General features: G+C 65.8%; 25 protein-coding genes. 14 read left to right on the forward strand and 11 right to left on the reverse strand.

Going from position 1 to position 26,486, the window contains the following annotated elements:
- Window positions 1-71: 71 nt before the first annotated feature.
- The 5 genes from ruvX (at window position 72) to HAV22_RS27580 (ending at window position 4,081) form a co-directional block, all read left to right on the forward strand.
- Window positions 72-467, forward strand: coding sequence for a Holliday junction resolvase RuvX (ruvX, locus tag HAV22_RS27560; protein ID WP_166863942.1), 396 nt, complete (start codon window positions 72-74; stop codon window positions 465-467).
- On the forward strand, window positions 451-984 hold the full coding sequence (gene pyrR / locus HAV22_RS27565) for a bifunctional pyr operon transcriptional regulator/uracil phosphoribosyltransferase PyrR (protein WP_166863945.1): 534 nt from the start codon (window positions 451-453) through the stop codon (window positions 982-984). Before ruvX ends, pyrR begins: the two co-directional genes overlap by 17 nt.
- Complete coding sequence (locus HAV22_RS27570) at window positions 977-1,942, forward strand: aspartate carbamoyltransferase catalytic subunit (RefSeq protein ID WP_166863948.1); 966 nt, start codon at window positions 977-979, stop codon at window positions 1,940-1,942. The genes pyrR and HAV22_RS27570 overlap by 8 nt, the downstream gene beginning before the upstream one ends.
- Before the next feature lie 13 nt (window positions 1,943-1,955).
- Entirely contained in the window at window positions 1,956-3,239 is a 1,284-nt protein-coding gene (locus tag HAV22_RS27575; RefSeq protein WP_166863950.1) for a dihydroorotase, read from the forward strand.
- A gap of 74 nt (window positions 3,240-3,313) precedes the next feature.
- Window positions 3,314-4,081 carry a lysophospholipid acyltransferase family protein gene (locus HAV22_RS27580; RefSeq protein ID WP_166863954.1) on the forward strand — a complete coding sequence of 256 codons (768 nt, stop codon included), beginning with the start codon at window positions 3,314-3,316 and terminating at the stop codon, window positions 4,079-4,081.
- 15 nt (window positions 4,082-4,096) lie between these two features.
- Here HAV22_RS27580 and HAV22_RS27585 read toward each other — a convergent pair whose 3' ends face one another.
- A complete protein-coding gene (locus HAV22_RS27585) occupies window positions 4,097-4,942 on the reverse strand; it encodes a symmetrical bis(5'-nucleosyl)-tetraphosphatase (protein WP_166863957.1) in 846 nt (281 codons plus the stop codon).
- Between the two features lie 366 nt (window positions 4,943-5,308).
- Here HAV22_RS27585 and HAV22_RS27590 point away from each other — a divergent pair, with 366 nt between their 5' ends.
- The 6 genes from HAV22_RS27590 to HAV22_RS27615 all read left to right on the forward strand — a co-directional run bounded on the left by HAV22_RS27590 (window position 5,309) and on the right by HAV22_RS27615 (window position 11,328).
- Window positions 5,309-6,403, forward strand: a complete 1,095-nt coding sequence (locus HAV22_RS27590) for a glycosyltransferase family 4 protein (protein WP_166864113.1) — start codon at window positions 5,309-5,311, stop codon at window positions 6,401-6,403.
- Window positions 6,404-6,489: 86 nt separating this feature from the next.
- Window positions 6,490-6,813 (forward strand): H-NS histone family protein, encoded by a 324-nt coding sequence (locus HAV22_RS27595; protein ID WP_166863959.1) that lies wholly within the window; start codon window positions 6,490-6,492, stop codon window positions 6,811-6,813.
- 298 nt (window positions 6,814-7,111) lie between these two features.
- A complete protein-coding gene (locus tag HAV22_RS27600) occupies window positions 7,112-8,494 on the forward strand; it encodes a phosphomannomutase/phosphoglucomutase (RefSeq protein WP_166863961.1) in 1,383 nt (460 codons plus the stop codon).
- Window positions 8,494-9,465 (forward strand): lipopolysaccharide heptosyltransferase I, encoded by a 972-nt coding sequence (gene waaC / locus HAV22_RS27605; protein WP_166863964.1) that lies wholly within the window; start codon window positions 8,494-8,496, stop codon window positions 9,463-9,465. The genes HAV22_RS27600 and waaC overlap by 1 nt, the downstream gene beginning before the upstream one ends.
- Window positions 9,465-10,727, forward strand: coding sequence for a lipid IV(A) 3-deoxy-D-manno-octulosonic acid transferase (waaA, locus tag HAV22_RS27610; protein ID WP_166863966.1), 1,263 nt, complete (start codon window positions 9,465-9,467; stop codon window positions 10,725-10,727). Before waaC ends, waaA begins: the two co-directional genes overlap by 1 nt.
- A 46-nt stretch (window positions 10,728-10,773) precedes the next feature.
- Window positions 10,774-11,328, forward strand: coding sequence for a YcxB family protein (locus tag HAV22_RS27615; protein WP_229421460.1), 555 nt, complete (start codon window positions 10,774-10,776; stop codon window positions 11,326-11,328).
- Window positions 11,329-11,475: 147 nt separating this feature from the next.
- Here the strand turns inward: HAV22_RS27615 and HAV22_RS27620 are convergent, their stop codons facing one another.
- The 7 genes from HAV22_RS27620 to HAV22_RS27650 all read right to left on the reverse strand — a co-directional run bounded on the left by HAV22_RS27620 (window position 11,476) and on the right by HAV22_RS27650 (window position 19,409).
- Complete coding sequence (locus tag HAV22_RS27620) at window positions 11,476-12,375, reverse strand: M48 family metallopeptidase (RefSeq protein ID WP_166863969.1); 900 nt, start codon at window positions 12,373-12,375, stop codon at window positions 11,476-11,478.
- Window positions 12,376-12,419: 44 nt separating this feature from the next.
- Complete coding sequence (locus HAV22_RS27625) at window positions 12,420-13,160, reverse strand: lysophospholipid acyltransferase family protein (protein ID WP_166863971.1); 741 nt, start codon at window positions 13,158-13,160, stop codon at window positions 12,420-12,422.
- A gap of 31 nt (window positions 13,161-13,191) precedes the next feature.
- A complete protein-coding gene (gene gmhB / locus HAV22_RS27630; protein ID WP_166863975.1) occupies window positions 13,192-13,764 on the reverse strand; it encodes a D-glycero-beta-D-manno-heptose 1,7-bisphosphate 7-phosphatase in 573 nt (190 codons plus the stop codon).
- A gap of 5 nt (window positions 13,765-13,769) precedes the next feature.
- A complete protein-coding gene (gene glyS / locus HAV22_RS27635; RefSeq protein ID WP_166864119.1) occupies window positions 13,770-15,866 on the reverse strand; it encodes a glycine--tRNA ligase subunit beta in 2,097 nt (698 codons plus the stop codon).
- A gap of 23 nt (window positions 15,867-15,889) precedes the next feature.
- A complete protein-coding gene (gene glyQ / locus HAV22_RS27640) occupies window positions 15,890-16,813 on the reverse strand; it encodes a glycine--tRNA ligase subunit alpha (RefSeq protein ID WP_166863978.1) in 924 nt (307 codons plus the stop codon).
- A gap of 126 nt (window positions 16,814-16,939) precedes the next feature.
- Entirely contained in the window at window positions 16,940-18,517 is a 1,578-nt protein-coding gene (gene lnt / locus HAV22_RS27645; RefSeq protein ID WP_229421461.1) for an apolipoprotein N-acyltransferase, read from the reverse strand.
- 13 nt (window positions 18,518-18,530) lie between these two features.
- The gene (locus HAV22_RS27650; protein ID WP_166864124.1) at window positions 18,531-19,409 is read right to left on the reverse strand and encodes a CorC family transporter; all 879 of its coding nucleotides are present in this window, start codon (window positions 19,407-19,409) and stop codon (window positions 18,531-18,533) included.
- Between the two features lie 152 nt (window positions 19,410-19,561).
- Between HAV22_RS27650 and HAV22_RS27655 the strand changes: the two genes are divergently transcribed.
- Both HAV22_RS27655 and HAV22_RS27660 read left to right on the forward strand, forming a co-directional pair.
- Window positions 19,562-20,017 (forward strand): (2Fe-2S)-binding protein, encoded by a 456-nt coding sequence (locus HAV22_RS27655; RefSeq protein WP_166863981.1) that lies wholly within the window; start codon window positions 19,562-19,564, stop codon window positions 20,015-20,017.
- Complete coding sequence (locus HAV22_RS27660; protein ID WP_229421462.1) at window positions 20,014-22,278, forward strand: xanthine dehydrogenase family protein molybdopterin-binding subunit; 2,265 nt, start codon at window positions 20,014-20,016, stop codon at window positions 22,276-22,278. Before HAV22_RS27655 ends, HAV22_RS27660 begins: the two co-directional genes overlap by 4 nt.
- A gap of 89 nt (window positions 22,279-22,367) precedes the next feature.
- Here HAV22_RS27660 and ybeY read toward each other — a convergent pair whose 3' ends face one another.
- Genes ybeY through miaB form a run of 3 tightly spaced genes read right to left on the reverse strand, consistent with a single transcriptional unit; the run spans window position 22,368 to window position 25,301 of the window.
- Window positions 22,368-22,841, reverse strand: coding sequence for an rRNA maturation RNase YbeY (gene ybeY / locus HAV22_RS27665; protein ID WP_166863984.1), 474 nt, complete (start codon window positions 22,839-22,841; stop codon window positions 22,368-22,370).
- Entirely contained in the window at window positions 22,822-23,898 is a 1,077-nt protein-coding gene (locus tag HAV22_RS27670) for a PhoH family protein (RefSeq protein WP_166864128.1), read from the reverse strand. Before HAV22_RS27670 ends, ybeY begins: the two co-directional genes overlap by 20 nt.
- 26 nt (window positions 23,899-23,924) lie before the next feature.
- Window positions 23,925-25,301 (reverse strand): tRNA (N6-isopentenyl adenosine(37)-C2)-methylthiotransferase MiaB, encoded by a 1,377-nt coding sequence (gene miaB / locus HAV22_RS27675; RefSeq protein ID WP_166863986.1) that lies wholly within the window; start codon window positions 25,299-25,301, stop codon window positions 23,925-23,927.
- Window positions 25,302-26,027: 726 nt separating this feature from the next.
- Here miaB and HAV22_RS27680 point away from each other — a divergent pair.
- Entirely contained in the window at window positions 26,028-26,444 is a 417-nt protein-coding gene (locus HAV22_RS27680) for a hypothetical protein (protein WP_166863989.1), read from the forward strand.
- The last annotated feature ends 42 nt before the right edge of the window (window positions 26,445-26,486 follow it).

The following is a 26,486-nucleotide window of genomic DNA, read 5'->3' on the forward strand; positions in this document are numbered from 1 at the left end:
CGTGGGCGCGGGGTGCCCACCCTACTGGGGCATGCTCGTGGGCGCGTATCTATCGGGAGTCGACGCACGTAATGGTCGACATCGTCCTCGGCTTCGACTTCGGCATCAAGCGCATCGGCATCGCCATGGGGAATACCCTGACGGGACAGGCGCAGCCGCTGTCCGTCATCAACGCGGTCGACAACGCGACCCGCTTCAAGGTCATCGGCGACCTGATCGAACAATGGCGTCCCGCGCGCCTCGTCGTGGGCGAGCCGCGCCATCCGGACGGCGCGGAGCACGACATGACGCTGCGCGCGCGCCGCTTCGCCAACCAGCTCCACGGCCGCTTCGACCTGCCCGTCGAACTCGTCGACGAACGCTATTCGTCCGCCGTCATTCCGTCCAAGCGGGGCGAGATCATCGACGCCAAGGCCGCCGCCATCATTTTGCAACAATACTTTGACGATCATGCCAACTCTTATTAACGACGCGGAACCGGCAAGCTTCGACGCCGAAGCCTTGTACGGCAAGCTGCTCGCACAGGTACGCACGGGCATCGACGGCGTGCAGGATGCCGCCATCGTCGGCATCCACTCGGGCGGCGCCTGGCTCGCGGAGCGCCTCGCGCACGACCTCGGGCTGCAGGCGCGCCTGGGCTTCATCGACGTCTCGTTCTACCGCGACGACTTTGCCCGCAAGGGCCTGCATCCGGACGTGAAGCCGACCCGGATCGAATTCAACGTCGACGGCGCGACCATCGTGCTCGTCGACGACGTGCTGTACACCGGCCGCACGGTGCGCGCCGCGATCAACGTGCTGTTCGACTACGGCCGTCCGCAGCGCATCATGCTGGCCGCACTGGCGGACCGCGGCGGCCGCGAACTGCCGGTCGCCGCCGATTTCGTCGGCGCCCACGCCCGGCTGGCACCGGGCCGCTCGCTCGCGCTCGCGCGCGACACGAACGGCCAACTTTCGCTCACGATCGAAGACGACAATGCATAACCCGCAACTGAACAAGAACGGCGAACTGCAGCACCTCCTTACCATCGAGGGACTGCCCAAGGCCATCATCAACCACATCCTCGACACCGCCTCGAGCTTCGTGAGCATCTCCGACCGCGAGGTCAAGAAGGTGCCGCTGATGCGCGGGAAAAGCGTCTTCAACCTGTTCTTCGAAAACTCGACGCGCACGCGCACGACGTTCGAGATCGCGTCGAAGCGCCTGTCGGCCGACGTCATCAACCTGAACATCGCCGCGTCGTCGACGAGCAAGGGCGAATCGCTGCTGGACACCATCGACAACCTGTCCGCGATGCACGCCGACATGTTCGTCGTGCGCCACGCGCAGTCGGGCGCGCCGTACCTGATCGCCAAGCACTTGACCGACACGAAGCAGAACCACGTCCACGTCGTGAATGCGGGCGACGGCCGCCACGCGCACCCGACGCAGGGCCTGCTCGACATGTACACGATCCGCCACTACAAGAAGGATTTCACGAACCTGCGCGTGGCCATCGTCGGCGACATCCTGCACAGCCGCGTGGCCCGTTCCGACATCCACGCGCTGACCACCCTGGGCGTGCCGGAAGTGCGCGCCATCGGCCCGCACACCTTGCTGCCGGGCGGCCTGGAGCAGATGGGCGTGCGCGTGTTCACGAACATGGAAGAGGGCCTGAAGGACGTCGACGTCATCATCATGCTGCGCTTGCAGAACGAACGCATGTCGGGCGCGCTGCTGCCGTCGGCCGGCGAGTACTTCAAGAGCTACGGCCTGACGCCGGAGCGCCTGGCGCTCGCGAAACCGGACGCCATCGTGATGCACCCGGGCCCGATGAACCGCGGCGTGGAGATCGATTCGGCCGTGGCCGACGGCGCGCAGGCCGTGATCCTGCCCCAGGTCACTTTCGGTATCGCCGTCCGCATGGCGGTGATGAGTATCTTGGCCGGTAGCCACACTTAAATTCGCACGCATAATGAAACTGCACATCAAGAACGGGCGCCTGGTCGACCCGGCGGGCGGCATCGACGCCGTCCAGGACCTCTACATCGCCGACGGTAAAATTGCCGGCATCGGCGCCGCGCCGCAAGGCTTCACGGCCGCGCGTACGATCGACGCCGCGGGCCTCGTCGTCGCGCCGGGCTTCGTGGACCTGTCGGCCCGCCTGCGCGAGCCGGGCTATGAATACAAGGCCACCCTGGAGTCGGAAATGCAGGCGGCCGTGCAGGGTGGTGTGACGACGCTCGTGTGCCCGCCCGACACCGACCCCGTGCTGGACGAGCCGGGCCTCGTCGAAATGCTGAAGCACCGCGCGCGCCTGTTGAACCAGGCCCACGTGCATCCGCTGGGTGCGCTGACCGTCGGCCTGAAGGGCAAGGCCCTGACCGAGATGGCCGAACTCACTGAAGCCGGCTGCATCGGCTTCGCGCAGGCCGAGGAACCGATCGAGGACACGACCGTGCTGCTGCGCGCCATGCAGTACGCGAAGACGTTCGGCTACACCGTCTGGCTGCGCCCGCAGGATCCGCACATCGGCCGCGGCGGCGTCGCCCACAGCGGCCCGCTGGCGTCGCGCCTGGGCCTGTCCGGCGTGCCCGTGATGTCCGAGACGATCGCGCTGCACACGATCTTCGAACTGATGCGCGCGAGCGGTGCGCGCGTGCACCTGTGCCGCATCTCGTCCGCCGCCGCGCTGGACCTGATCCGCGCCGCCAAGAAGGAAGGCTTGCCCGTCACGTGCGACGTCGGCGTGCACCACCTGCACATGACGGATGCCGACATCGGCTTCTTCGATCCGAACGCGCGCCTGACGCCGCCGCTGCGCAGCCAGCGCGACCGCGACGCGATCCGCGCGGCCGTCCTGGACGGCACCGTGGATGCCGTCTGCTCGGACCACACGCCGGTCGACGACGACGAGAAGCTGCTGCCGTTCGGCGAGGCGTCGCCCGGCGCCACCGGCCTCGAACTGCTGCTCGCGTTGATGCTGAAGTGGGCGGCCGAGCAAACCAACGATGCGAAGGCGCTGGCGACTGCGCTGGCGAAGATCACGAGCGACGCGGCGCGCACGGCGGGCCTCGCGGCCGGCACGCTGGCGCAGGGGGCCAGCGCGGACGTCGTGCTGTTCGATCCGGACGTGCGCTGGACCGTCAACGCCGCTGCGTTGGCAAGCCAGGGCAAGCACACGCCTTTCCTCGGCTACGAATTGGCGGGCCAGGTGAAGACGACGATCGTCGCCGGCCACGTCGCGTTCGAACGCTGATCGTCCTTGCACCCGGCCGTGGCGGTACAATCGCTGCGGCCGCGGCGCGCGCGGCGTTTCGTGTCGAGTTCCCATTGAAGATCAAGCTTGCGTGGCGCCTCGCTCGCCTCGTCCTCCACCTCGTCCAGGGCCTGGCCACGTGCGCCCTCGTGTTCCCGTGGGCGGGCGACGCCTGGCGCGAGCGCCTGATCCGGCGCTGGTCGGCGCGCCTGCTGCGCATCTGCCGCGTGCGCCTCGAGCGCGTGCCGGGCGAAGACTCCCTCGCGCATGCGCTGATCGTGGCGAACCACATCTCGTGGCTCGACATCTTCGTCATCAATGCCGTGCATCCATGCCGCTTCGTGGCCAAGGCCGAGATCCGCGCCTGGCCCGTCGTCGGCTGGCTCGTCGCGCAGGCCGGCACCGTGTTCATCGCGCGCGGCAACCGGCGCGACCTGCGCCACATCTTCAAGGGCATCGTCGATGCGCTGGCCGAGCGCCGGCGCGTGGCGTTCTTCCCGGAGGGGACGACGGCGAGCCAGGGCACGCTGCTGCCGTTCCACGCCAACCTGTTCGAGGCCGCCATCGACGCGGCCGTGCCCGTGCAGCCCGTCGCGTTGTCGTATGTCGACGCCGGCGGCGCCTGGCACTCTGCCGTCGACTATACGGGCGAGACGACGTTCGTCGACAGCGTCCTGCGCATCGTGCAGGGCGAACCGGTCGTCGCGCGGCTGGCCTGCCTCGCACCGCTGGCGGCGGCGGGCGCGCACCGGCGCGAACTGGCACAGGCGGCGCACGACGCGATCGCCGCCGCGCTTGGGCAGCACGCGGCCTCCGACCGCACGCGTCACACGGCCGGCTGAACCTGTTTCTTGACTCTATTTTTTGCCGCTGTGCTCCCGGTACTCGGGGCAGTCGACCTGCAAGAGCGTGCGGTCGTCCAGGCAGACCGCCGTCAGCTTGCCGCCCCATACGCAGCCGCTGTCCAGGCCCACGAGATTCGGCCGCAACACGAGGCCCAATGCCGACCAGTGCCCGAATACGACCGTGACGTCGGCCGTGCGGCGGTCGGGCAGGTCGAACCATGGCTGCAGGTCGGAACCTTCCGGGCCCGTGTCGCTTTCCTTGTGCGCGAAGTCCATGCGGCCGTCCGGCCAGCACAGGCGCATGCGCGTGAGGGCGTTGACGATGCAGCGCAGGCGGGGAATGCCCGTCAGGGCTTCGTCCCAGCGGTCCGGTTCGTTGCCGTACATCTGGCCGAGGAAGTCGGTCCAGCCATCGCTTCGCAGCACCGCCTCGACTTCGGCCGCCAGCGCCATCGTCTGCGCCGCCGTCCACTGCGGCGGCACGCCCGCATGCACGAGCAAATGCGCGTCGACGAACATCGCGAGCGGGCGTCGGCGTAGCCAGCCGATCAGCGCATCGCGGTCGGGTGCGGCGAGGATCGCGTCCAGCGTGTCCGAGCGGCTCGTTTTCTGGGCCCCGACGGCGACGGCCAGCAGGTGCAGGTCGTGGTTGCCGAGCAGCGCATCGACGCGACCGCCGCTCGCCTCCGACAACGCCTTCATGTTGCGCAGTGCGCCCAGCGAATCGGGACCGCGGTTGATCAGGTCGCCGACGAACAGGATGCGGGACTCCGGTCCGGCGTCGCTCCGGATCCGATCCAGCAGCAGGCCGGCTTCGTGGGCGCACCCCTGGAGGTCGCCAATGACATATGTTTTCATTTCACTCGTTTTATGGTGATGCGTCGAAAGGCCGTCGGACGCGGCGTGGACGGAACGGCGAATCTCCCGGATTCTGTTTTTGCAGGATCGATACTAATTGATTTGCGCGGGTTTCGTGCACGAGGCCGTTGCGGCGATATCTATTACTGATTGTAAATTTTCTTGTCGATTGCGCGGCATCGCATGTTTCATTTCCCTCAATCGGACCCGGGCCCGCACACGTAAACTGAGGGGCCGATTGCCGGATGCCATTCCGGTACAATGGCACAGTTTGCCTTCTTCATCGCCAGGAATCGGACACGCGGTACTGGTTTTTCCGGACCAAGGCATTTCGCCAGCGGGATCTTGCATTTTAAAAATAATAAGATGTTTTCCTTCATCGTAAGTTTTTTCGCTTCCGCATTGCTGACGCTCCTCGTCGTCAAGCATTCGAAATTGCACAGTCCCGCACTGGACGATAATTTCGACGGCGTGCAGAAGGTGCATCTGCATGCGGTGCCTCGCATTGGTGGATTGCCGATCTTTTTTGCCGTCGTGCTGACCGCCTGCATTTCCGTATGGCGGGTACCGGATCTCGGCTTTTGGCTGATGACGCTGCTGGGCTGTTCGGCGATCGCATTCGCCGGCGGTATCGTCGAAGACTATACGGGCAACGTCCGTCCGTCGCGTCGCCTGATATTGACCATGGTGGCGGCGCTGCTCGGCTATCTGGTAGTGCGCGCGCAAATCGTTCGCCTCGATATGCCCTTCGGCACGTGGCACCTGGATTCGCCGTGGCTCGTATTGCCGCTAACCGTGCTGGCCGTTGCCGGTATTGCGAATGCGGTCAACATCATCGACGGTTTCAACGGCCTGGCCAGCGTCGTCACGATCTTCATGTTGTTTTCGCTCGCGTACGTGGGCTGGCAGGTCGGGGACATGTTCGTGCTCGTGTCCGCGCTGACGGTGGCTGGCGCGACGGCCGGTTTCCTGATCTGGAATTATCCCGCCGGCCTCATCTTCCTCGGCGACGGCGGTGCCTATTTCATCGGATTCATGCTGGGGGAACTGGCGCTGCTACTCGTGATGCGCAATCCGCAGGTCTCGACCTGGTATGCCATATTGCTGCTGATTTATCCGGCATTCGAAACCATTTTCTCCGCTTATCGTCGCATGTTTGTACGTGGGAAATCTCCTACAATGCCGGACGGAATCCACCTTCACAGCCTCATTTTCCGGCGCATCGTCCAATGGACCGTCGGTCGCAAGGAAGCCCGGGCGCTGATGAAAAGAAATGCACGGACGTCGCCTTACTTGTGGTTGTTTTCGCTCACCGCCGTTATCCCGGCAACCGTGTTCTGGCGGAATACCGGAATCTTGATATTCTTCTGCTTGCTGTTCATTATCAGCTACGTGTGGTTGTACGCACGTATCGTCAGATTCAAGTCGCCGCGCTGGCTGATTTGGCACAAAAAACACTGAAGAAATTTCAGTTGTAGTATATTGCGATAAATGGCGATTATTCGATAAAATCCCATCACACCGACTCTACTTATAAAGGAACCAAGATGGATCTGTCTAATATGTCCTTGGGCGATTTGCGCAATCTGCAGGAGCAGATCAAGCAGGAGATGAAGAAACGTGAGGTGCAGGAGGTGCAAAAAGCACGCGAGCAGATCCTGGCCATCGCGCAGAGCGTGGGCGTGCCTTTGAAAGACCTGATGAGCGCCAGCGGCCGTAGCGGCAAATCGGGCGGAAATACGGGCACCGTCGCTGTCCGTTATCGCAATCCGGACAATGCGTCGCAGCAGTGGACCGGCCGCGGCCGCCAGCCGAAATGGGTCAAGGAATGGGTCGAAGGCGGTAAATCGCTGGACAAACTGCGCGTCTGATTCCGCGTAGTCGCGCAGTTTGTTTTACCGGGGAGCGCTCGCGCCAGGGTGGGGCTCCCGAATAGCCATTGCACCGGACTCCCATCCGGCGTAATGCGGTTTCCGGGCGCCCGCATTCGCGGCTCGCCTTCTTGTGCACTTTGCGCACCGCGTCCGCGGCACGCAAACGCCGGCAATCGGGCCCCGCGGCCTCTCGTTGCCGTTACAATATCCCTTTTTCGACATTCATCCGATCCCAGCGGCGGTCGCAATGCGCGCACATGCATGCGAACGCCCCGTCCTGCAAGGTAGATACTTCATGGTTCCTCTCTCGAAAACGATCTTCAAGGCTTATGACATCCGCGGCGTGATCGGCAGCACGCTCGACGCGGGCATCGCACGGCGCATCGGCCAGGCCTTCGGCGCCGCCGCACTGGCCAAGGGAGAGCGTACCGTGATCATCGGCCGCGACGGCCGCCTGTCCGGCCCGGACCTCGCGCAGGCGCTCGCACAAGGCCTGCAGGCCGCCGGCGTCGACGTCGTCGATCTCGGCATCGTCGCCACGCCGATGGTCTATTTCGCGACCAACGTGCTGAACGCGCGCTCGGGCATCATGGTCACCGGCAGCCACAACCCGCCCGACTACAACGGCTTCAAGATGGTCCTCGCCGGCGAGGCGATCTACGGCGACGCCATCCAGGCGCTGTACCAGGCCATCGAACGCGACGACTTCCAGGCCGCCGCCAGGCCGGGCAGTTATTCGACCCACGACATCAAGTCCGCCTACGTCGAGCGCATCGTCGGCGACGTCAAGATCGCGCGCCCCATCAAGATTGCCGTCGACTGCGGCAATGGCGTGGCGGGCATGGTTGCGGGCGATCTGTTCCGCGCCATGGGTTGCGACGTCATCGAACTGTTCTGCGACGTCGACGGCCACTTCCCGAACCACCACCCGGACCCGGCGCACCCGGAAAACCTGCAGGACCTGATCGCATGCCTGAAAACGACGGACGCCGAGATCGGCCTCGCGTTCGACGGCGACGGTGACCGCCTGGGCGTCGTCACGAAGGATGGCCAGATCATCTTCCCGGACCGCCAGATGATGCTGTTCTCGCAAGACGTCCTGGCGCGCAACCCGGGCGCCGAGATCCTGTACGACGTGAAATGCACGCGCCATCTGGGCCCCTGGATCGAGCAGCACGGCGGCCGGCCGCTGATGTGGAAGACGGGCCACTCGCTCGTCAAGGCCAAGCTGAAGGAGACGGGCGCTCCGCTGGGCGGCGAGATGAGCGGCCACATCTTCTGGAAGGACCGCTGGTACGGCTTCGACGACGGCCTGTACACGGGCGCGCGCCTGCTCGAGATCCTCACGCGCGAAGCCGACCCGTCGGCGCTGCTGAATGCCCTGCCGATCGCATCGAGCACGCCCGAGCTGCACCTGCACCTGAAGGAAGGCGAGAACTTCGCGCTGATCGACAAGTTGCGCGCCGAAGCGGAATTCCCCGGTGCCGACCGCATCGTCGACATCGACGGCCTGCGCGTGGAATACCCGGACGGCTTCGGCCTGGCGCGCGGCTCCAACACGACGCCCGTCGTCGTGCTGCGCTTCGAGGGCGAGAACCCGCAGGCCCTCGACCGCATCCAGAAAGGGTTCGCCCGCGTGATCCTGGCCGCCAAGCCCGACGCGAAGCTGCCGTTCTGATGAAGATACTGCTGGTGCGGGTGTCGTCGCTGGGCGACGTCCTGCACAATCTCCCGATCGTGGCCGACATCCGGCGCCACTTTCCGGATGCCCAGGTGGACTGGGTGGTGGAAGAGGGCTACGTGAGCCTCGTGAAGCTCAACCCGCACGTGCGCAAGGTGATTCCGATCGCGCTGCGGCGCTGGCGCAAGGGCCTCGGTAACGCGGCCGTGCGCGCGGAACTCTCCGGCTTCTTCCGCGACTTGCGCGCCGAGCGGTACGACTATGTATTCGACACGCAGGGCCTGATCAAGACGGGCATCGTGATGGCCTGCGCCCGTGCCGGTCAGAAGGTGGGCATGGCCAACGGCACCGAGGATTCGGGCTACGAAGGCGTCTCGCGCATCTTCCACAGCCGCAGCATCCCTGTTGCGCCGCGCACGCACGCGGTGGCGCGCGGGCGCGAGGTCGTGGCGGCGGCGCTGGGCTATGCCGTCGACACGCCGCCCGATTTCGGCCTGCCGGCGCCGGACACCGGGGCGCGTCCCGCATGGATGCCGGCTGGCGACTACGCCGTGTTCTTCCACGGGACGGCGCGCGATGCCAAGAAATGGCCGGCGGCGCACTGGATCGCGCTCGGCAAGGCGCTGGCGCCGCTGACGATCCTGCTGCCATGGGGTTCGCCGCGCGAGAAGGAGGAGGCCGAGCACCTTGCCGGCGCGCTGCCGCATGCGCGCGTGCTGCCGAAGTTGTCGATGATGGACGCGGTGGAACTGGCGCGCCACGCGGCGCTCGCCGTCGGCGTCGACACGGGCCTCACGCACATCGCCGCTGCCTTCGTGCGGCCGACGGTCGAGATTTACGCCGATTCGCCGCGCTGGAAGACGGAGGGCAACTGGTCGCCGCGCATCGTCAACCTGGGAGACACGGGCGCGCCGCCGACCGTGGCCGACGTCACGGCCGCCGCGCGCCGCCTGCTGGAGCAGCGTTGATGCGCGTGCTGTATTCGCTGATGTGGTGGCTGGCGCTTCCGCTCGTGCTGGGCCGCCTGTGGTGGCGCGGCCGGCGCGAACCCGGCTACCGCACGCACCTCGGCGAGCGCCTGGGCTTCTACGGGCGCACGGCCGACAAGCGTCCCACGATCATGGTGCACGCCGTGTCCGTCGGCGAGACGCGCGCGGCGGAACCCCTCGTCGAAGCGCTGCTGGCCGCGCGGCCCGATTGCCGCATCCTGCTCACGCACATGACGCCGACGGGCCGCGCCACCGGCCGCTCGCTCTTCGCGCACCATGGCGACCGCGTGATCCAGTCGTTCCTGCCGTACGACACGGGCTTCATGGTCGGCCGTTTCCTCCGTCATTTCCAGCCCGCCGCCTGCGTCCTGATGGAGACGGAAGTGTGGCCGAACCTGATCCACGGCTGCGCCGCGACCAAGGTGCCGGTGGCGCTCGTCAACGCGCGCCTGTCGGAGCGGTCGCTGCGCCGCGGCCGCAAGATCGGCACCTTGATGACGGATGCGGCCCGTGCCATCAGGCTCGTGGCGGCGCAGACGGAAGCCGACGCCGCGCGCATCGCGTCGCTGGGCGCGCCCAACGTCGCCGTCACGGGCAGCATCAAGTTCGACGTCGTGCCGCCGCAGGCCGCGCTGGACTCGGGCGCCATGTTGCGCGCGCGGTTCGGCGGCCGTCCCGTGCTGCTGTGCGCGTCCACGCGCGAGGGCGAGGAGGCGCTCATCCTCGACGCCTACCGGGACATGGACGGGCGCCCGGCCGGCATGCTGCTCGTGCTGGTGCCGCGCCACCCGCAGCGTTTCGACGAGGTCGCGCGCATGGTCGAGGACCGCGGCTTCACGCTGGCGCGCAGGTCGGCTTTGCCGGACAGTGTGGACACCGACGTGCTGCTGGGCGATTCGATGGGAGAGATGTTCGCCTACTACGCGGCCTGCGACTGCGCGTTCATCGGCGGCAGCCTGCTGCCGCTGGGCGGCCAGAACCTGATCGAGGCCTGCGCGCTCGGCAAGCCCGTGCTCGTGGGCGAGCACACCTTCAACTTCCTGCAGGCGACCGAGGAAGCCGTCGCCGCGGGCGGCGCGCTGCGCGTGGCCGACGCCGCGGCGCTCGTGCGCGCGGCCGCCGGCCTGCTCGACGACGACGCGCGCCGCGCCGCGATGGGCGCGCACGCGCTGGCCTTCGCCGCCCGCCACCGCGGCGCAACAGTGCGCACTGTTGAACTCTTGCAACGAATTATTGCCTAGCTTTTGTTACCATTCTCTTTAGATTAGAAAACGAAAGGGGATGCACATGTTGTGGTCAAATCGCTCGCGAGCGGCCGGCAACGTGGATGGCGGGGCCGCATTGCTGGACCAGCCGGACACCGGGGATCTTGGCGCCGACGCGATGCCGGCGGCCACCATCCCGGTCGTGCATCCGCCCGCGGAGCGCTGCAGCCTGCACTTCTGGGTGCGCTACTCGTTCGCGGAATACGTCGGCTTCATGTGGGAACACGGCGGCTACCTGATCCGCCGCCGGCACATCCGCTGGCCGATGGGGATCTACCTGCGCCTGAAAAGTACGCTGTCGGCCGCCACGCATTTCGTGCTGCTGCAGCGGGGGAAGCGCACGTACGAATTCCAGATTGACCGGCACGGCATCGTGCGCACGAGCGATACGGGCGTGAGCCTGATCGACTGGAGCGACGTGCAGCGCATCCGCACGTATTCGAGCGGCTTCATGATGATTTTGAAGCGGGGGACGCTGCCCATTCCGTTCCGGTGCCTGAACAAGGACGAGGTCAACGCGATGCGCGGGATCGTCGAGGCGCGCGCGGCGGGCGAGCTCCAGTTCCGCGCTTCGTAATTTGTCGCGCCAACGGATTGCGAGCGTCCGCGTGGGCACGGGGTGCCCACCCTACGATTTGTCGATGCGGTAGGGTGGGCTCCCCGAGCCCACGCGTAGGTGTGCGGATCGCGAACGTTTCCGTGGACACGTCAACCGAACATCACGTCATTCGTCCGGGAACAGCACCGGCATCTCCACCGACCGCTTCTTGAGCGCCGCCTTGGCGCCATCGTAATCCGGAAAGACGCTGCCCACGACGGCCCAGAACGCGGGGCTGTGGTTCATCTCGCGCAGGTGCGCCAGTTCGTGCACGACCACGTAGTCCAGCAGCGCGAGCGGGTAGTGCACCAGTTTCCAGTTCAGCCGGATGTTCCCCGCCACCGTGCACGAGCCCCAGCGCGTGCCGGCCGACGAGATCGCGAACGCGTTGTACGCGACGCCCACGCGCGGCGCGTACAGGTCGAGGCGTTCGCCGAACAGGCGCCTGGCCTCGTCCTGGAACCACAGCTTCACGCGCGCGCGGACCTGCCACGTCTCGAGGCCCGGCGTCACGCCCAGATGCAGCGTGCGCGTGTCGGCATCGTAGACGCAGTGGCTGCGCGCGGCCGGTTCCAGGCGCAAGGTGATGTCGGCACCCAGGTAGGGCAGCTGCGCGCCGTCGACCCATTCCACGGGCGCGCGCTGCGCACGCTGGGCGCTGCGTTCGCCCCGCTCGAACAGCTTGGTGAGGATCCAGCGCTGCTTGGCGCGGATCGCGCGTTCGATGTCGTCCAGCGGCGCGCGGTTCGGCGACGTGACGAACAGCCCGTCGTCGCAGACCATGAAGCCGTGCGAGCGGCGCGCGGAGCGGCGCAGCGCGTAGTGCACGGTGTGCGATCCGAGCTGGATGCGCCGCAGCGGCGGGTCGTTCGGGCCGACGGGGGGAATGGGCAGGGTGCGGGTCGGCACCGGCGGTGCCTTGAACAGCGGGGCCGGCGGCACGGGCTTGGCGGCCGGTGCCGGCGCGGGCGCCGGCCTGGGCGCAAAGAGCTCCAGCTGGTTCGCGTCGGTCTTGGGGAAGGTCATGGTGGGCGGCTTCGATGATGCTTGGGTCTGCGCGCCCAATTCGTTCAAGTACCTGAATAGGCGTGGGGCGAAATGACGCGCATTTCCGATTCTATCCAATTTTCGACCTCTTGCATCAGACTGTCGGGAGTGTGGTTTTCCGGCGAAATCGGCTTGCCGATCGAGACCGTGATGAGACCCGGCCGCTTGATGAACGAGTTCTTCGGCCAGCACTCACCTGAATTATGCGCGATCGGCACGACACTCGCACCTGTCTCGATCGCCAGGCGCGTGCCGCCGCTCTTGTACTGTCCTTTCTGACCAACAGGGATGCGCGTCCCTTCGGGGAACATGATGATCGACATGCCGTCCGCAAGGCGCGCCTTGCCGTTCTTGACGACGTGCGCGAACGCGCGCTTGCCCTTGCTGCGGTCGATCGGGATCATGCGCAGCAGCGCCATGCCCCAGCCGAAGAACGGGATGTACAGGATCTCCTTCTTGAAGACGTACACGAGCGGCCGCTTCATATTCGGCAGCATGAAGATCGTCTCCCACGCCGACTGGTGCTTCGACAGCAGGATCGCCGGCTGGGCCGGCAGGTTCTCGTAGCCTTTCACCTGGTAGCGGATGCCGCAGATGACGCGGGCGCACCAGATGATGAAGACGTTCCAGCGCGACGTGACGAAGAAACGGGTCCGGTACGGGAACGGCGCCGCGAGGAAGCAGACGCAGGCCCAGACGACCGTGGCGACCGTCATGACGATCGCAAAGAACAGGGAACGCAGAAACAGGGCAGCAGTACGCAAAGACGTGGTCTCCAGGGCAGGGGCAGCGCGCTCAGGCGCTCGTCGCGGACGCAGCGCTGGGCGCGGCCGTCGTCTTCAGGAAGGCATCGACCATCGCGGCGAGATCGGGGAAGACTTGCGTGCCGGGCGGCAGGCCGCCCGTCGCGTGCGTCTTCTCGCCCTTGCCCGTGAGGACCAGGTAGGGCACGCAGCCGCAGATGAAGCCGGCCTGCAGGTCGCGCAGCGAGTCACCCACCGTCGGCACGCCCTTCAGACTGAGCTTGAAGCGCTTGCTGATTTCCTCGAACATCCCGGCCTTCGGCTTGCGGCAGTCGCAGTTGTCGATTGCCGCGTGCGGGCAGAAGAAGATCGCATCGATGTCCGCGCCGACCAGCTGCGCGCTCGCGTGCAGTTTCTGGTGGATCGCGTTCAGCGTGGCGATGTCGAACAGCTCGCGCGCGATGCCCGACTGGTTCGACGCAATGACGACGCGGTAGCCGGCCTGGTTCAGGCGCGCGATGGCCTCCAGCGAGCCCGGGATCGGAATCCACTCCGCCGGCGACTTGATGAATTCGGGGGAGTCATGGTTGATGACGCCGTCCCTGTCGAGGATGATCAGCTTCATTGCGATTACGCTGCCAGCTTGGAGATGTCGGCCACGCGGTTCATCATGCGGTGCAGGATGGCCAGCAGGGCCAGGCGGTTGTTACGCAGCGCGACGTCGTCGGCCATCACCATCACGTCGTTGAAGAACGCGTCCACGTTGTCGCGCAGCTGCGCCAGCGTCTTCAAGGTGCCCGTGAAGTCGCCGCGCTCGAACGCCGCGTCGACCTCGGGCTGCACGCGTTGCACGCTCGCGTACAGCGCCTTCTCGGCGGCGTCCTGCAGCAGCGCCGCATCGACCTTGCCCGCCTGGGCCAGGGCTTCCTCATTCTTCTTGAGGATGTTGGAGATGCGTTTGTTGGCGGCGGCCAGCGATGCGGACTCCGGCAGCGCGGCGAACGCCTGCACGGCTTCCAGGCGCTGCACGACGTCGTCCACGCGGTCCGGGTTCTGCGCCAGCACGGCTTCCACTTCGTTCGGCGCGAAGCCGCGGTCGCGCAGCAGGCCGCGCAGGCGGTCCAGCATGAACGCGGTGACGTCCGCCGTCGGATCCTTGAACGTCGGCATGTAGTCGAACACGCCGGCGGCATCCTTCAACAGGTCCGACAGCGCGAGCGGCAGGCGTTTCTCGACCAGCATGCGCATCACGCCCAGCGCGTGGCGGCGCAGCGCGAACGGGTCCTTCTCGCCGGTCGGCTGCAGGCCGATCGACCAGATGCCCACGAGCGTTTCCAGCTTGTCGGCCAGCGCGACGGCGAGACCGGTGTTCGTCGACGGCAGCGCGTCGCCCGAAAAGCGGGGCTGGTAGTGCTCGGACGCGGCCAGCGCGACTTCCTCGTGCTCGCCGTCGTTGCGGGCGTAGTACGTGCCCATGATGCCTTGCAGTTCGGGGAACTCGCCGACCATGTCGGTCAGCAGGTCGGCCTTCGCCAGCTGTGCGCCGCGTTCGGCCAGCAGCACGTCGTAGCCGAGGCGGCGCGCGATGGCGCCCGCGAGGCGCGTGACGCGCTGCGTGCGCTCGGCCTGCGTGCCCAGCTTGTTGTGGTAGACGACGTTCGCCAGCAGCGGCAGGCGCGATTCCAGCGACTTCTTCTTGTCCTGCTCGAAGAAGAACTTGGCGTCCGACAGGCGCGGGCGCACGACGCGCTCGTTGCCGCCGATGATGGCGGACGGGTCGTCGGTCGCGAGGTTCGAGACGATCAGGAAGCGCGAGCGCAGCTTGCCGTTCGAGTCCGTCAGCGCGAAGTACTTCTGGTTCGTCTGCATCGTCAGGATCAGGCATTCCTGCGGCACGGACAGGAACACGTCCTCGAACCGGCATTCGTAGACGACGGGCCATTCGACGAGCGCGGCGACTTCGTCCAGCAGCGATTCCGGCATCAAGACCTGGTCGGCGCCGGCCTTGGCCAGCAACTGGGTGCGGATCGATTCCTTGCGTTCCTCGGCATTGGCGACGACCTTGCCGAATACCTTCAGCAATTCGTTGTAGACGTCGGCATGCGGAATGTCGAACGGATGGCCGTTCGACAGGAAGCGGTGGCCCAGCGTGGTGCGGCCCGCGTGGAGGCCCAGCAGCGACAGCGGCACGATGGTGTCGCCGAAGAGCGCCAGCAGCGAGTGCACGGGGCGCACGAACTGCACGGTGGCGCCGTCCGGGCGCTGGTAGCTCATCACTTTCGGGATCGGCAGCTTGGCGACCGTCTCTTCCAGCACGGGTTGCAGGCCGGCGGCGAGCTCGCTGCCCGGTGCCGTGTACGTGTAGAAGAAGCTGTCGGCCTTGCCGTCCTGCGCGCGTTCCAGGTCGGCGATCTGCAGGTCGGGGAAGCCGAGGGCCGCGAGCTTCTTGGCCAGCGGCGCGGTCGGGTTGCCGTCCTTGTCGAGGGCGACCGTCACCGGCAGGATTTTTTCGCGGATGGTCTTGTCCGGCGACGTGCCGCGCACGTTCGTGATCGACACGGCCAGGCGGCGCGGCGTGGCGTACGACGTGACGACGCTGTCGGCGCCGAGGAAGTCACGGGCCTTCAGGCCGTTCGCGATGCCGCTGGCGAAAGCGGCGCCCAGTTTCACGAGTGCTTTCGGCGGCAGTTCTTCGGTCTGCAGTTCGACGAGTAGTGTTTGATTCATCATGTATGTCTTCTATTCTGGACTCAGGCAGCGGCTCTTGCGTCGTCAGCGGCCTTCGGCAGCATCGGGAAGCCCAGCTTCTCGCGCGAATCGTAATAGGCCTGGGCGACGAGGCGCGACAGGGTGCGCACTCGGCCGATGTAGGCGGCGCGCTCGGTGACGGAGATGGCGCCGCGCGCGTCCAGCAGGTTGAAGCTGTGCGAGGCCTTCATGATCTGCTCGTAAGCGGGCAGGGTGAGCGCCAGCTCGATTAGCCGCTTGGCCTCGCTCTCGTGGTTCGCGAAGGCCTGGAACAGCAGGTCCGTGTTCGAGTGCTCGAAGTTGTACGTGGACTGCTCGACTTCGTTCTGGTGGAAGACGTCGCCGTAGCTCAGCGTTTTCTTTTCACCGTTCTCTTCCCACTCCGTCCACACGAGGTCATAGACGTTCTCGACGCCCTGCAGGTACATCGCCAGGCGCTCGATGCCGTACGTGATCTCGCCCAGCACGGGCTTGCAATCGAGGCCGCCGACCTGCTGGAAATACGTGAACTGGGTGACTTCCATGCCGTTCAGCCAGACTTCCCAGCCGAGGCCCCAGGCGCCCAAGGTCGGGCTTTCCCAGTCGTCCTCGACGAAGCGGACATCGTTCTTCTTCAGGTCCAGGCCCAGCGCTTCCAGCGAACCGAGGTACAGGTCGAGGATGTTTTCCGGCGCCGGCTTCAGCACGACCTGGTACTGGTAGTAGTGCTGCAGGCGGTTCGGGTTCTCGCCGTAGCGGCCATCCTTCGGGCGGCGCGACGGCTGCACGTAGGCGGCGCGCCAGGGTTCCGGTCCGATCGCGCGCAGGAAGGTACCGGTGTGGAACGTGCCCGCGCCGACTTCCATGTCGTACGGCTGGAGCAGGGCGCAACCCTGCTTGTCCCAGTAGGTTTGCAGAGTCAGGATGATTTGTTGGAATGTGAGCATAGTATCGGCTGTGTGCTGGCGGCTTGGCGCCGAGGCTTCGCGCGCACGGGGCGCGAACACGGTGAGTTTGCTAAAACACCAATTCTAGCGTTTTTTGCTGGTTGGCTTGAAGTGAATCGTTATTTATTATCCGGTCGTCTGCCGCCGCCGTCCCGCGAACCAGGCCCCCGCCAGCAACAGGGCACCCAGTCCCAGGAACAGCAGGTTGCCGAAGCGGACGTACGGCGTGCTGCCGGCCATGCCCTGCACCGTCGCCGCCAGGGTGCCCTGGCTGTAGAACGGCAGCAGCGCCGTGACGTTGCCGCGGCCGTCGATGACGGCGGTGGCGCCGTTGTTCGTCGCGCGCAGCATCGGCCGGCCCGTCTCCAGCGTGCGCATGCGCGAGATCTGCAGGTGCTGCGGGATCGCGACCGATTCGCCGTACCACGCGAGGTTCGACACGTTCAGCAGCACGGTGGCGGGACGCGCCTCCTCGCGCAGGTTGCGCGCGATCTCTTCGCCGAACACGTCTTCGTAGCAGACGTTCGGCAGCACCAGCTGGTCGCGCACGGCGAACGGCGCCTGTACGGCGGGCCCGCGCGTGAAATCGCCCAGCGGGATGTTCATCAGGTCCGTGAACCAGCGGAAGCCCGTCGGGATGAATTCCCCGAACGGCACCAGGTGCTGCTTGTCGTAGCGGTAGGTTTGTCCCTGCGGGCCGATGCCGGCCACGCTGTTCGCGTACACCGTCATGCTGTCGGCCAGCGGGATGCCGAACAGGTAGGCGCTGCCCGTGCGCGCCGCGTAGTCGCGGAACGCCTGCAGGTAGTCCGGCGGCAGCTGGTTCGGGAACACGGGGACGGCCGTCTCCGGCGCGGCGATCAGGTCGGCCGGCGCGGCCGTCATCATGGCGCGGTAGCGCGCGAGGATGTCGCCCAGGTGTTCGGCGCTGAATTTCTCGTCCTGGCGGATGTTCCCCTGCACGAGGCGCACGGTGAGCGGTTTGCCGGCAGGTGCCGTCCACGCGACGTGAGTCAGGCCCCAGCCGGCCAGCAGCAGCGCCGCGAACAGGCCCATAGCGGGTAGCTTGCGGCGCTGGGTCAGCATCACGATGCACGCCGAGCACACGCCCACCAGCACGCCGATGCCGTACACGCCGACGATGGGCGCGAAGCCGGAGAGGGGCGCCGTCACGTGCGCATAGCCGGATGCGGCCCAGGGAAACCCGGTAAAGACCCAGCCGCGCATCCATTCCGATACGCCCCAGCAGACAGGGAACACGAGCAGCAGGAAGGCGGCGACCGGCAGCGACCAGCGCTTGCGCAGCCAGGACGACACGCCCGCGGCGAACGCGCCGAACAGGCCCATGTACAGGCCCAGCAGCGCGATGGCGATGGCGGACAGCACGGCCGGCAGGCCGCCGAAGCGGTTCAACGCGATGTACAGCCAGTGCATGCCGGCCACGGACCAGCCGAAGCCGAATGCCCAGCCGAGGAACACGGCGCGGCGGGTCGAGCTGCCCATGCCGACCTGGTAGAACAGGTAGGCGAGCGCCACGAACTGGATCGGCCACCAGCCGAACGGTTCGAACGAGAACAGGCTGCAAGCGCCCGCGAGGGCGGCGACGAGGAGGCCGGCGATACTCGGCCGCGTGCCGCGCAGCGCGGGATCGGGCGCCACGGCGGGCTTGCGGCGGCGCCGCAGGTTCAGGCTGGAGTCGAGCAATGCGGGACCTGCGTCAGTCGTGATCGTCGTCGTTGGCGGGGAGTTTTTCGACCAGCAGCACGTGGATCTGGCGCGCGTCGGCGCGCAGCACCTCGAAGCGCAGGTTCTCGAGGTCGAACACCTCGCCCTTGTGCGGCATGCGGCCCAGGTGGCTGGCGACGAGGCCGCCGATGGTGTCGACGTCGTCCTCTGGCAGGTCGACGCCGATCTCTTCGTTGAACTGCTCGATCTCCGTCAGCGCCTTCACGCGCCAGCGGGGGCCGATCTGGCCTTCCTTGATCGAGAGGATGTTGTCCTCTTCCTCGTCGAAGTCGTATTCGTCCTCGATGTCGCCGACGATCTGTTCCAGCACGTCCTCGATGGTGATCAGGCCGGCCACGCCGCTGTACTCGTCGACGACGATGGCCATGTGGTTGTGGTTCGCGCGGAAGTCGCGCAGGAGGACGTTCAGGCGCTTCGATTCGGGGATGAAGATCGCCGGGCGCAGCATGTCGCGCACGTCGAACGATTCTTCCGCGTAGTAGCGCAGCAAATCCTTGGCGAGCAGGATGCCGACCACCTTGTCGCGCTCGCCCTCGATGGCGGGAAAGCGCGAGTGAGCCGTCTCCAGCACGATCGGCAGCCATTCCTCGATGGGCTTCGTGATGTCGATCACGTCCATCTGGGAGCGCGGGATCATGATGTCGCGCACCGACAGGTCGGACACCTGGAATACGCCCTCGATCATGGACAGGGCGTCGGCGTCGATGAGGTTGCGTTCGTGGGCGTCGTGCAGAACTTCCAGCAGTTCGGCGCGGTTTTCGGGCTCAGGGGAAATCAGTGCGGTCAACCGTTCGAACAGCGACCGGTGGGTTTTGCCGTCCGAACGGACGTCAGCAGGGTGCTCGGGCATAGTTGGCGTGAAGCCGTTGTTGCGATGGGCCATAGGATACACCAAAAGCCGGAATGCCCGTTTTTTATGCAGCATGCGGCCCCATGCACGCGTGCGCCATTGACCCGACTATTCGTCCTATAGTTAGCAATACGCTACGGAAAGGAATCCCCATGCCCGCCTTGAACGTGAACGGCACGTCCACCGACCTCGACATCCCTGACGACATGCCCCTGCTGTGGGCCATCCGCGACGTGCTGGGCCTCACCGGCACCAAATTCGGTTGCGGCGCCGCGCTGTGCGGCGCGTGCACCGTGCACCTGGACGGCCAGGCGATCCGCTCGTGCGTGACGCCCGTGTCGGCCGCCGCCGGCAAGAAGATCACCACGATCGAGGCGATCGCCAACGACCCGGTCGGCGCGAAAGTGCAGGACGCGTGGCGCAAGATCGACGTCGTCCAGTGCGGCTACTGCCAGTCGGGCCAGATCATGTCCGCCACCGCGCTGCTGCACGCGACGCCGAAGCCCGGCGATGCCGACATCGACAACGCCATGGCCGGCAATATCTGCCGCTGCGGCACTTATAACCGCATCCGCAAGGCGATCAAGATCGCCGCAGGCCAGGCATGAAAGGGAACGAACGCATGGACCAGATCACGAACGAACCTGTATCCAACACGCGCCGTCAGTTGCTGAAAGCGGGCGCCGTCGGCGGGGGCGGCCTGCTGTTCGGCTTCTCGCTGTTCGGCTGCACGAAACAGGGACAGGCGCCGGCCGGCGACCGCAAGGAACCGCCGTCCGAAAAAGCGGTCGGCCAGGCGTCGACGGCGATGACGAACGAGGCGCCGGGCCTCGCGCACGACGCCTTCATCCGCGTCGACCGCGACGGCATCGTCACGCTCGTCATCCACAAGGTCGAGATGGGACAGGGCACGTTCACGTCGCTGCCGATGCTGCTCGCGGAGGAACTCGGTGCGGACCTGTCGAAAGTGAAGCTGGAGCAGGCGCCCGCGAATAATGCGCTGTATGCCGACGCGCTGCTGGGCGGCCAGGTGACGGGCGGCTCGACGTCGATCCGGTCCACGTTCAAGCCGCTGCGCGAGGCAGGCGCCAAGGTGCGCACGGTGCTCGTGCAGGCCGCGGCCAAGAGTTGGAACGTCGATCCGGGCGAAGTCAAAGTCGTCGCGGGGACGCTCCGCCACGAGGCGTCGAACCGGTCCGTCCATTTCGGCCAGGTCGCGGACGCGGCGTCGCAGCTGAAGTTTCCGGCCGAGGTCAAACTGAAGGACGCGTCGCAGTTCGCGCTCGTCGGCAAGCCGGTCAAGCGCCTGGATTCGCCGGCGAAGGTCAACGGCTCCGCGCAGTTCGGCATCGACGCCCGCCTGCCGAACATGGGGATCGCGGCCGTCGCGGCATCGCCGGTCCTCGGCGGCAAGGTCGCAGCGGTCGACGAGCAGAAGGCGATGGCCGTCAAAGGTGTGCGCCAGGTGCTGCGCATCGAGGGCGCCGTCGCGGTCGTGGCCGACCACTTCTGGGCCGCGAAGCAGGGCCTGGCGGCCGCCGCGCCGCGCTTCGACGACGGTCCCAATGCGAACGTCAGCCTCGCTGGCATCGTCGCGGACATGATGAAGGTGTCGCAGAACGCGGGCGCCGTCGCGACCAATAAAGGCGACGCGCTGAAGGCGCTGGACGCGGGGCCGGGCCGGCGCATCGACGTTATCTACGAGGTGCCGTTCCTCGCGCACGCGACGATGGAACCGATGAATTGCACGGTCGACTTGAAGCCGGACGGCTGCGACATCTGGGTCGGCACGCAGGTGCCCGCGCTCGCGCAGGGCGCGGCCGCGAAGATCACGGGGCTGCCGCTGGAGAAGGTCCGCGTGCACAACCACTACATCGGCGGCGGCTTCGGTCGCCGGCTCGAAGTGGACAACGTGATCCAGGCCGTGGAATTCGCCAAGCTGGCCAAGGGCCCGATCAAGATCATCTGGACGCGCGAGGAAGACATCCAGCACGACATGTATCGCCCCTACTACGTCGACCGCATGTCGGCCCGCATCGACGACAAGGGCATGCCGGTGGCGTGGTTCCACCGCGTGACGGGATCGTCGATCATGGCGCGCTTCGCGCCGCCGATGGTCAAGAACGGCGTCGATCCGGACGCGGTGGAAGCGGCGGCCGACCTGCAGTATTCGATTCCCGCCGTCCGCGTGGAGTACGTGCGCCACGAACCGCCGGGCCTCGCGACGGCGTTCTGGCGCGGCGTCGGTCCCACGCACAACGTGTTCGTCGTCGAGAGTTTCATCGACGAGCTGGCGTATGCGAGCAAGGCCGATCCCGTCGCGTTCCGCCGCTCGCTGCTGCAGAAATCGCCGCGCACCCTGGCCGTGCTGAACCTGGCGGCTGAGAAGGCCGGGTGGGGCAAACCGCTGAAGCCTGTCGCGGGGCGCAAGCTGGGCCGCGGCGTGTCCACGCAGTTCGCGTTCGGCAGCTACATGGCGCAGGTGGCGGAGGTGTCCGTGGGCCCCGACGGCGACGTGCGCCTGCACCGCGTCGTGTGCGCGGTGGACTGCGGCCAGAACGTCAATCCGGACACCATCGTCGCGCAGATGGAAGGCGGCATCATCTTCGGCGCCAGCGCGGCGCTGTGGGACGAGGTGACGGTGGAGAAGGGGCGGGTGCAGCAGATGAACTTCTCCGACTACCGCGTGATGCGCATGCCGGAGTCGCCCGCCGTCGAGGTCTACATCGTGAACAGCCACGACGATCCGGGCGGCATCGGCGAGCCGGGAACGGCAGGGATCGGGCCGGCGCTGGCGAATGCCGTGTTTGCGGCGACCGGAAAGCGAATCCGCAAATTGCCGATCGGGGAGCAGTTGAAGAAAGCGTAGGGTGGGCACCCCGTGCCCACTATGCGCACCCGATACGCGTGCAAAGGTGGGCGGAGGCCGTCCACCCTACGTCGATGACATGACCCCTTTTATTCGTTGTCGGCGTACGGATCCGGATACCCGAGCACTTCCATGATGTCGCGCTCGAGCTGTTCCATCTCTTCCGCTTCCTCGTCCGTCTCATGGTCGAAGCCCTGCGCGTGCAGCACGCCGTGCACGACGAGGTGCGCGGCATGTTCCTCGACCGTCTTCTTCTGGTCGTCCGCTTCGCGCTGCAGCACGTCCGTGCACAGCACGATGTCGGCCTGCGTCGGCTCGTCGTCGGCGATTTCCGCGCCCTCGTTGTAGGCGAACGTGAGCACGTTGGTGGCGTAGTCCTTGCCGCGGTACTCACGGTTCAGGGTCTGGCCTTCCTCGGCGTCGACGAAGCGGATCGCCAGTTCGGCCGGGCCGAGGAGGGATGCGCGCACCCAGCGCTCGACCATGTCGGGCGTGAGGTCCGCTTCCAGGCGGGTGTCGGGGTACTGGACGTCCAGTTCGAGGTTATGCTTTTTTTCGGACATGGCGGGTGGCTGGTTTGTTCAAAGTGCCCGGGAGCGCGCCGAGTTCCTGCATCGACGCGGCCTTTTCATAAGCGTCGACGATGCGCGCCACCATCGGATGGCGCACCACGTCGGCGCTGGAGAACTGGGTGAAGGCGATGCCGCGCACGTCCTTCAGCACGTGCATGGCGTCGACGAGGCCGCTCCTCTGCGTCTTGTGCAGGTCGACCTGCGTGACGTCGCCCGTGACGACGGCCTTGCTGCCGAAGCCGATCCGCGTGAGGAACATCTTCATCTGCTCGACGGTCGTGTTCTGGGCCTCGTCCAGGATCACGAACGCGTGATTCAAGGTGCGGCCGCGCATGAACGCGAGCGGCGCGATCTCGATCACCTGCTTCTCGAACAGCTTCTGCGTGCGGTCGAAACCCAGCAGGTCGTACAGCGCGTCGTACAGCGGGCGCAGATACGGGTCGACCTTCTGCGCGAAGTCACCGGGCAGGAAGCCCAGGCGCTCGCCCGCTTCCACGGCGGGACGCGTCAGGATGATGCGTTTGACGGCATCGCGCTCCAGCGCGTCGACGGCGCAGGCGACAGCGAGATAGGTCTTGCCCGTGCCGGCCGGTCCGATGCCGAAGCTGATGTCGTGTTCGAGCACGGCCTTCAGGTACTGGATCTGGTGCGGCGTGCGGCCGCGCAGGTCGTGGCGGCGCGTCTTGAGCATCGGGCTGACGAGGTCTTCGTCGTCATCTGCCGCATCAGTGCCCTTGTCGGCTTCCTCGGTGACGGCGGCGCCGGGTTCTTTCGGCGGCGGCGCGTCGGCGTCCGGTGACTTGGGCTTCAGGCCCGCGCGCTGTTCGACGAGCGCCAGCTGCACTTCCTCGATCGGCACGACCTTGTCGGCCACGGCGTAGAAGCGCTCCAGCAGTTCGACGGCGCGCTCCGCATTGGTGCCGCTGACGATGAACTTCTCGCCGCGCCGGAAGACGGTCACGTCGAGCGCGGCCGAGATCTGGCGCAGGTTCTCGTCGAGCGGTCCGCAGAGGTGGGCGAGCCGCGTGTTATCGAGCGGCTCGGGCATGAAGTACGAAGGCGGAGTAGGCGTTTTCAACTGGCTTTGGCAATCGTATCGAGGCTGGCGACCAGGTCGCCGCGCAGGGTGTAATCCAGGCTTTCCGTGATGCGCACGTCGACCAGCCGGCCGACGAGCACATCGCAGGACGCGCCCGGGAAGAAGTTGACGACGCGGTTGTTCTCGGTGCGCCCCTGGAGTTCGCCCCCGCCCTTCTTGGACGGGCCTTCGACCAGGATGCGCTGCACGGTGCCGACCATCGCGGCACTCGTCTTGCGGGTATTGGCATCGATCTGCGCCTGCAGGCGCTGCAGGCGTGCGAGCTTGACCTCGTGCGGCGTATCGTCCGCCAGGTTCGCGGCCGGTGTGCCGGGGCGCTTGCTGAAGATGAAGGAGAAGCTGTTGTCGAAACCGACGTCCTCGACGAGCTTCATCATCGCCTCGAAATCGGCGTCCGTCTCGCCCGGGAAGCCGACGATGAAGTCGGACGAGATCGAGATGTCGGGGCGGACGGCCTTGATGCGGCGGATGATCGATTTGTATTCGAGGCCCGTGTAGCCGCGCTTCATCGCCTGCAGGATGCGGTCGGAACCGTGCTGCACGGGCAGGTACAGGTGATTGACCAGCTGCGGGATCTTCGCGTACGCGTCGATCAGGCGCTGGGTGAATTCCTTCGGGTGGCTCGTGACGAAGCGCAGGCGCTCGATGCCGGGGATCTCCGCCACGTATTCCAGCAGCAGGGCAAAGTCCGCAATCTCGGCGCCGGCCGTTCCGCCCGGCTCCATCGCGCCGCGGTAGGCGTTCACGTTCTGCCCCAGCAGCATGATTTCCTTGACGCCTTGCGCAGCCAGGCCGGCGACTTCCGTCAGCACGTCCTCGAAGCGGCGCGACACTTCCTCGCCGCGCGTGTACGGCACGACGCAGTAGCTGCAATATTTGCTGCAGCCTTCCATGATCGACACGTACGCGACCGGGCCGTCGACCTTGGCGGGCGGCAGGTGGTCGAACTTTTCGATTTCCGGGAAGCTGATGTCGACCTGCGCGGCGCCCGTGTGGCGGCGCAGCTGGATCATCTGCGGCAGGCGGTGCAGCGTCTGCGGCCCGAACACCATGTCCACGTGCGGCGCGCGCTTGACGATGGCGTCGCCTTCCTGCGACGCCACACAGCCGCCCACGCCGATGATCAGGTCGGGCTTGGCGCGCTTGAGTTCCTTCAGGCGGCCGAGGTCGGAAAACACTTTTTCCTGCGCCTTTTCGCGCACGGAGCAGGTGTTGAACAGGATCACGTCGGCGTCATCCGGGGTGTCGGTGCGTACGAGCCCGTCGGACGCGCCCAGCACGTCCGCCATCTTGTCCGAGTCGTACTCGTTCATTTGGCAACCGAAGGTCTTGATGAATACTTTTTTCTGCATGGAATGCTTACAAGTGCTGATGCTTTGACAAGTGGAAGTCCAGTTTACCGTAAATCGGATAAGGGGCCGGCAAAGCCGGTGCGTGCGGCCGTGCGCACCGTCGGCGTGTGGCTTCGCGGCATTGGGAATTTCCAGTAATAAATTTTCAAACAGTCGGTTACATTGTTAAATCTTGAATTTTCCTTGCCAGCTGTTATCTTTAAAGTTGCCGATCCGACTCGAACAGGTTTTCCGTTGTGAATCAACCAGTTCGTGTAGCTCGGCAATTGCAAAATTAGCCTAAAAAAACACTTGCGTGCGCCACAATTTGTCACCATGTGCTGAAATGACTATGTGACAAGCTTTCCACCGGTTAGCTTGATTTCGGCCAACGATTTTTGTGCTCAGGTCGAGTGTGAACCCGGCATATGAGTTTGATAATTTGTCCGAAAAACAAGTGCATGTGGGAAGCGGGAAGTGCAAAAACCGCAGCGGCGACGGCAGTTCTGTCGCGGCGCCCCGTCCGGCAACGCAACCGCCTGGCGGTGCGCGGGGTACGGACAGGTTCCGACGCTGCATCGGTTTTTCGTGCTTCCCGCCGAGGGGGCGCACGCGGTCCGGTAACGTCGCCGGCAGGTCAGGTGAATGCCTGGTCAGTCGGTAACGCGATTCCGGAACTTAGGTTGACGAAACTTAGTCATTTACACGGTTCGTAAAAGAACTATTTTAACCATTCACGAGGTCATCATGGCACATCATGCTTTGTCATCACAGGAAAGCTACAACCCGAACCACTTGCTGGACATTCTGCTCGGCAAGATGCAGCTGAAGAACGATGCGGCGCTGTCGCGCATGCTGGAAGTCGCTCCGCCGGTGATCAGCAAGATCCGTCACCACCGCCTGCCCGTCGGCGCTTCGCTGCTGATCCGCATGCACGAAGTGACCGGCATGAGCATCCGCGATCTGCGTGACCTGATGGGCGACCGCCGGACCAAATATCGCCTGTCGGATGCGCAAGGCCGTCCGAAGCCTGAAGAAAAAGCTGCACAGCAAGCTGCCCAGCAGGCCGCGCAACAACAAGGTCAGCCGCAAGTTCAGCAGGGCCAACAGTCGCAACCGAACGACGCTTCGCCATCCAAGCCGTCGGGCAACTATGCGCACTGAAGCCGTGGGCATGACAGACGGTCCTGTCATGCCCTCGGTTCG

Source organism: Telluria antibiotica, from assembly GCF_011682055.1.
Classification (GTDB): Bacteria; Pseudomonadota; Gammaproteobacteria; order Burkholderiales; family Burkholderiaceae_D; genus Telluria; species Telluria antibiotica.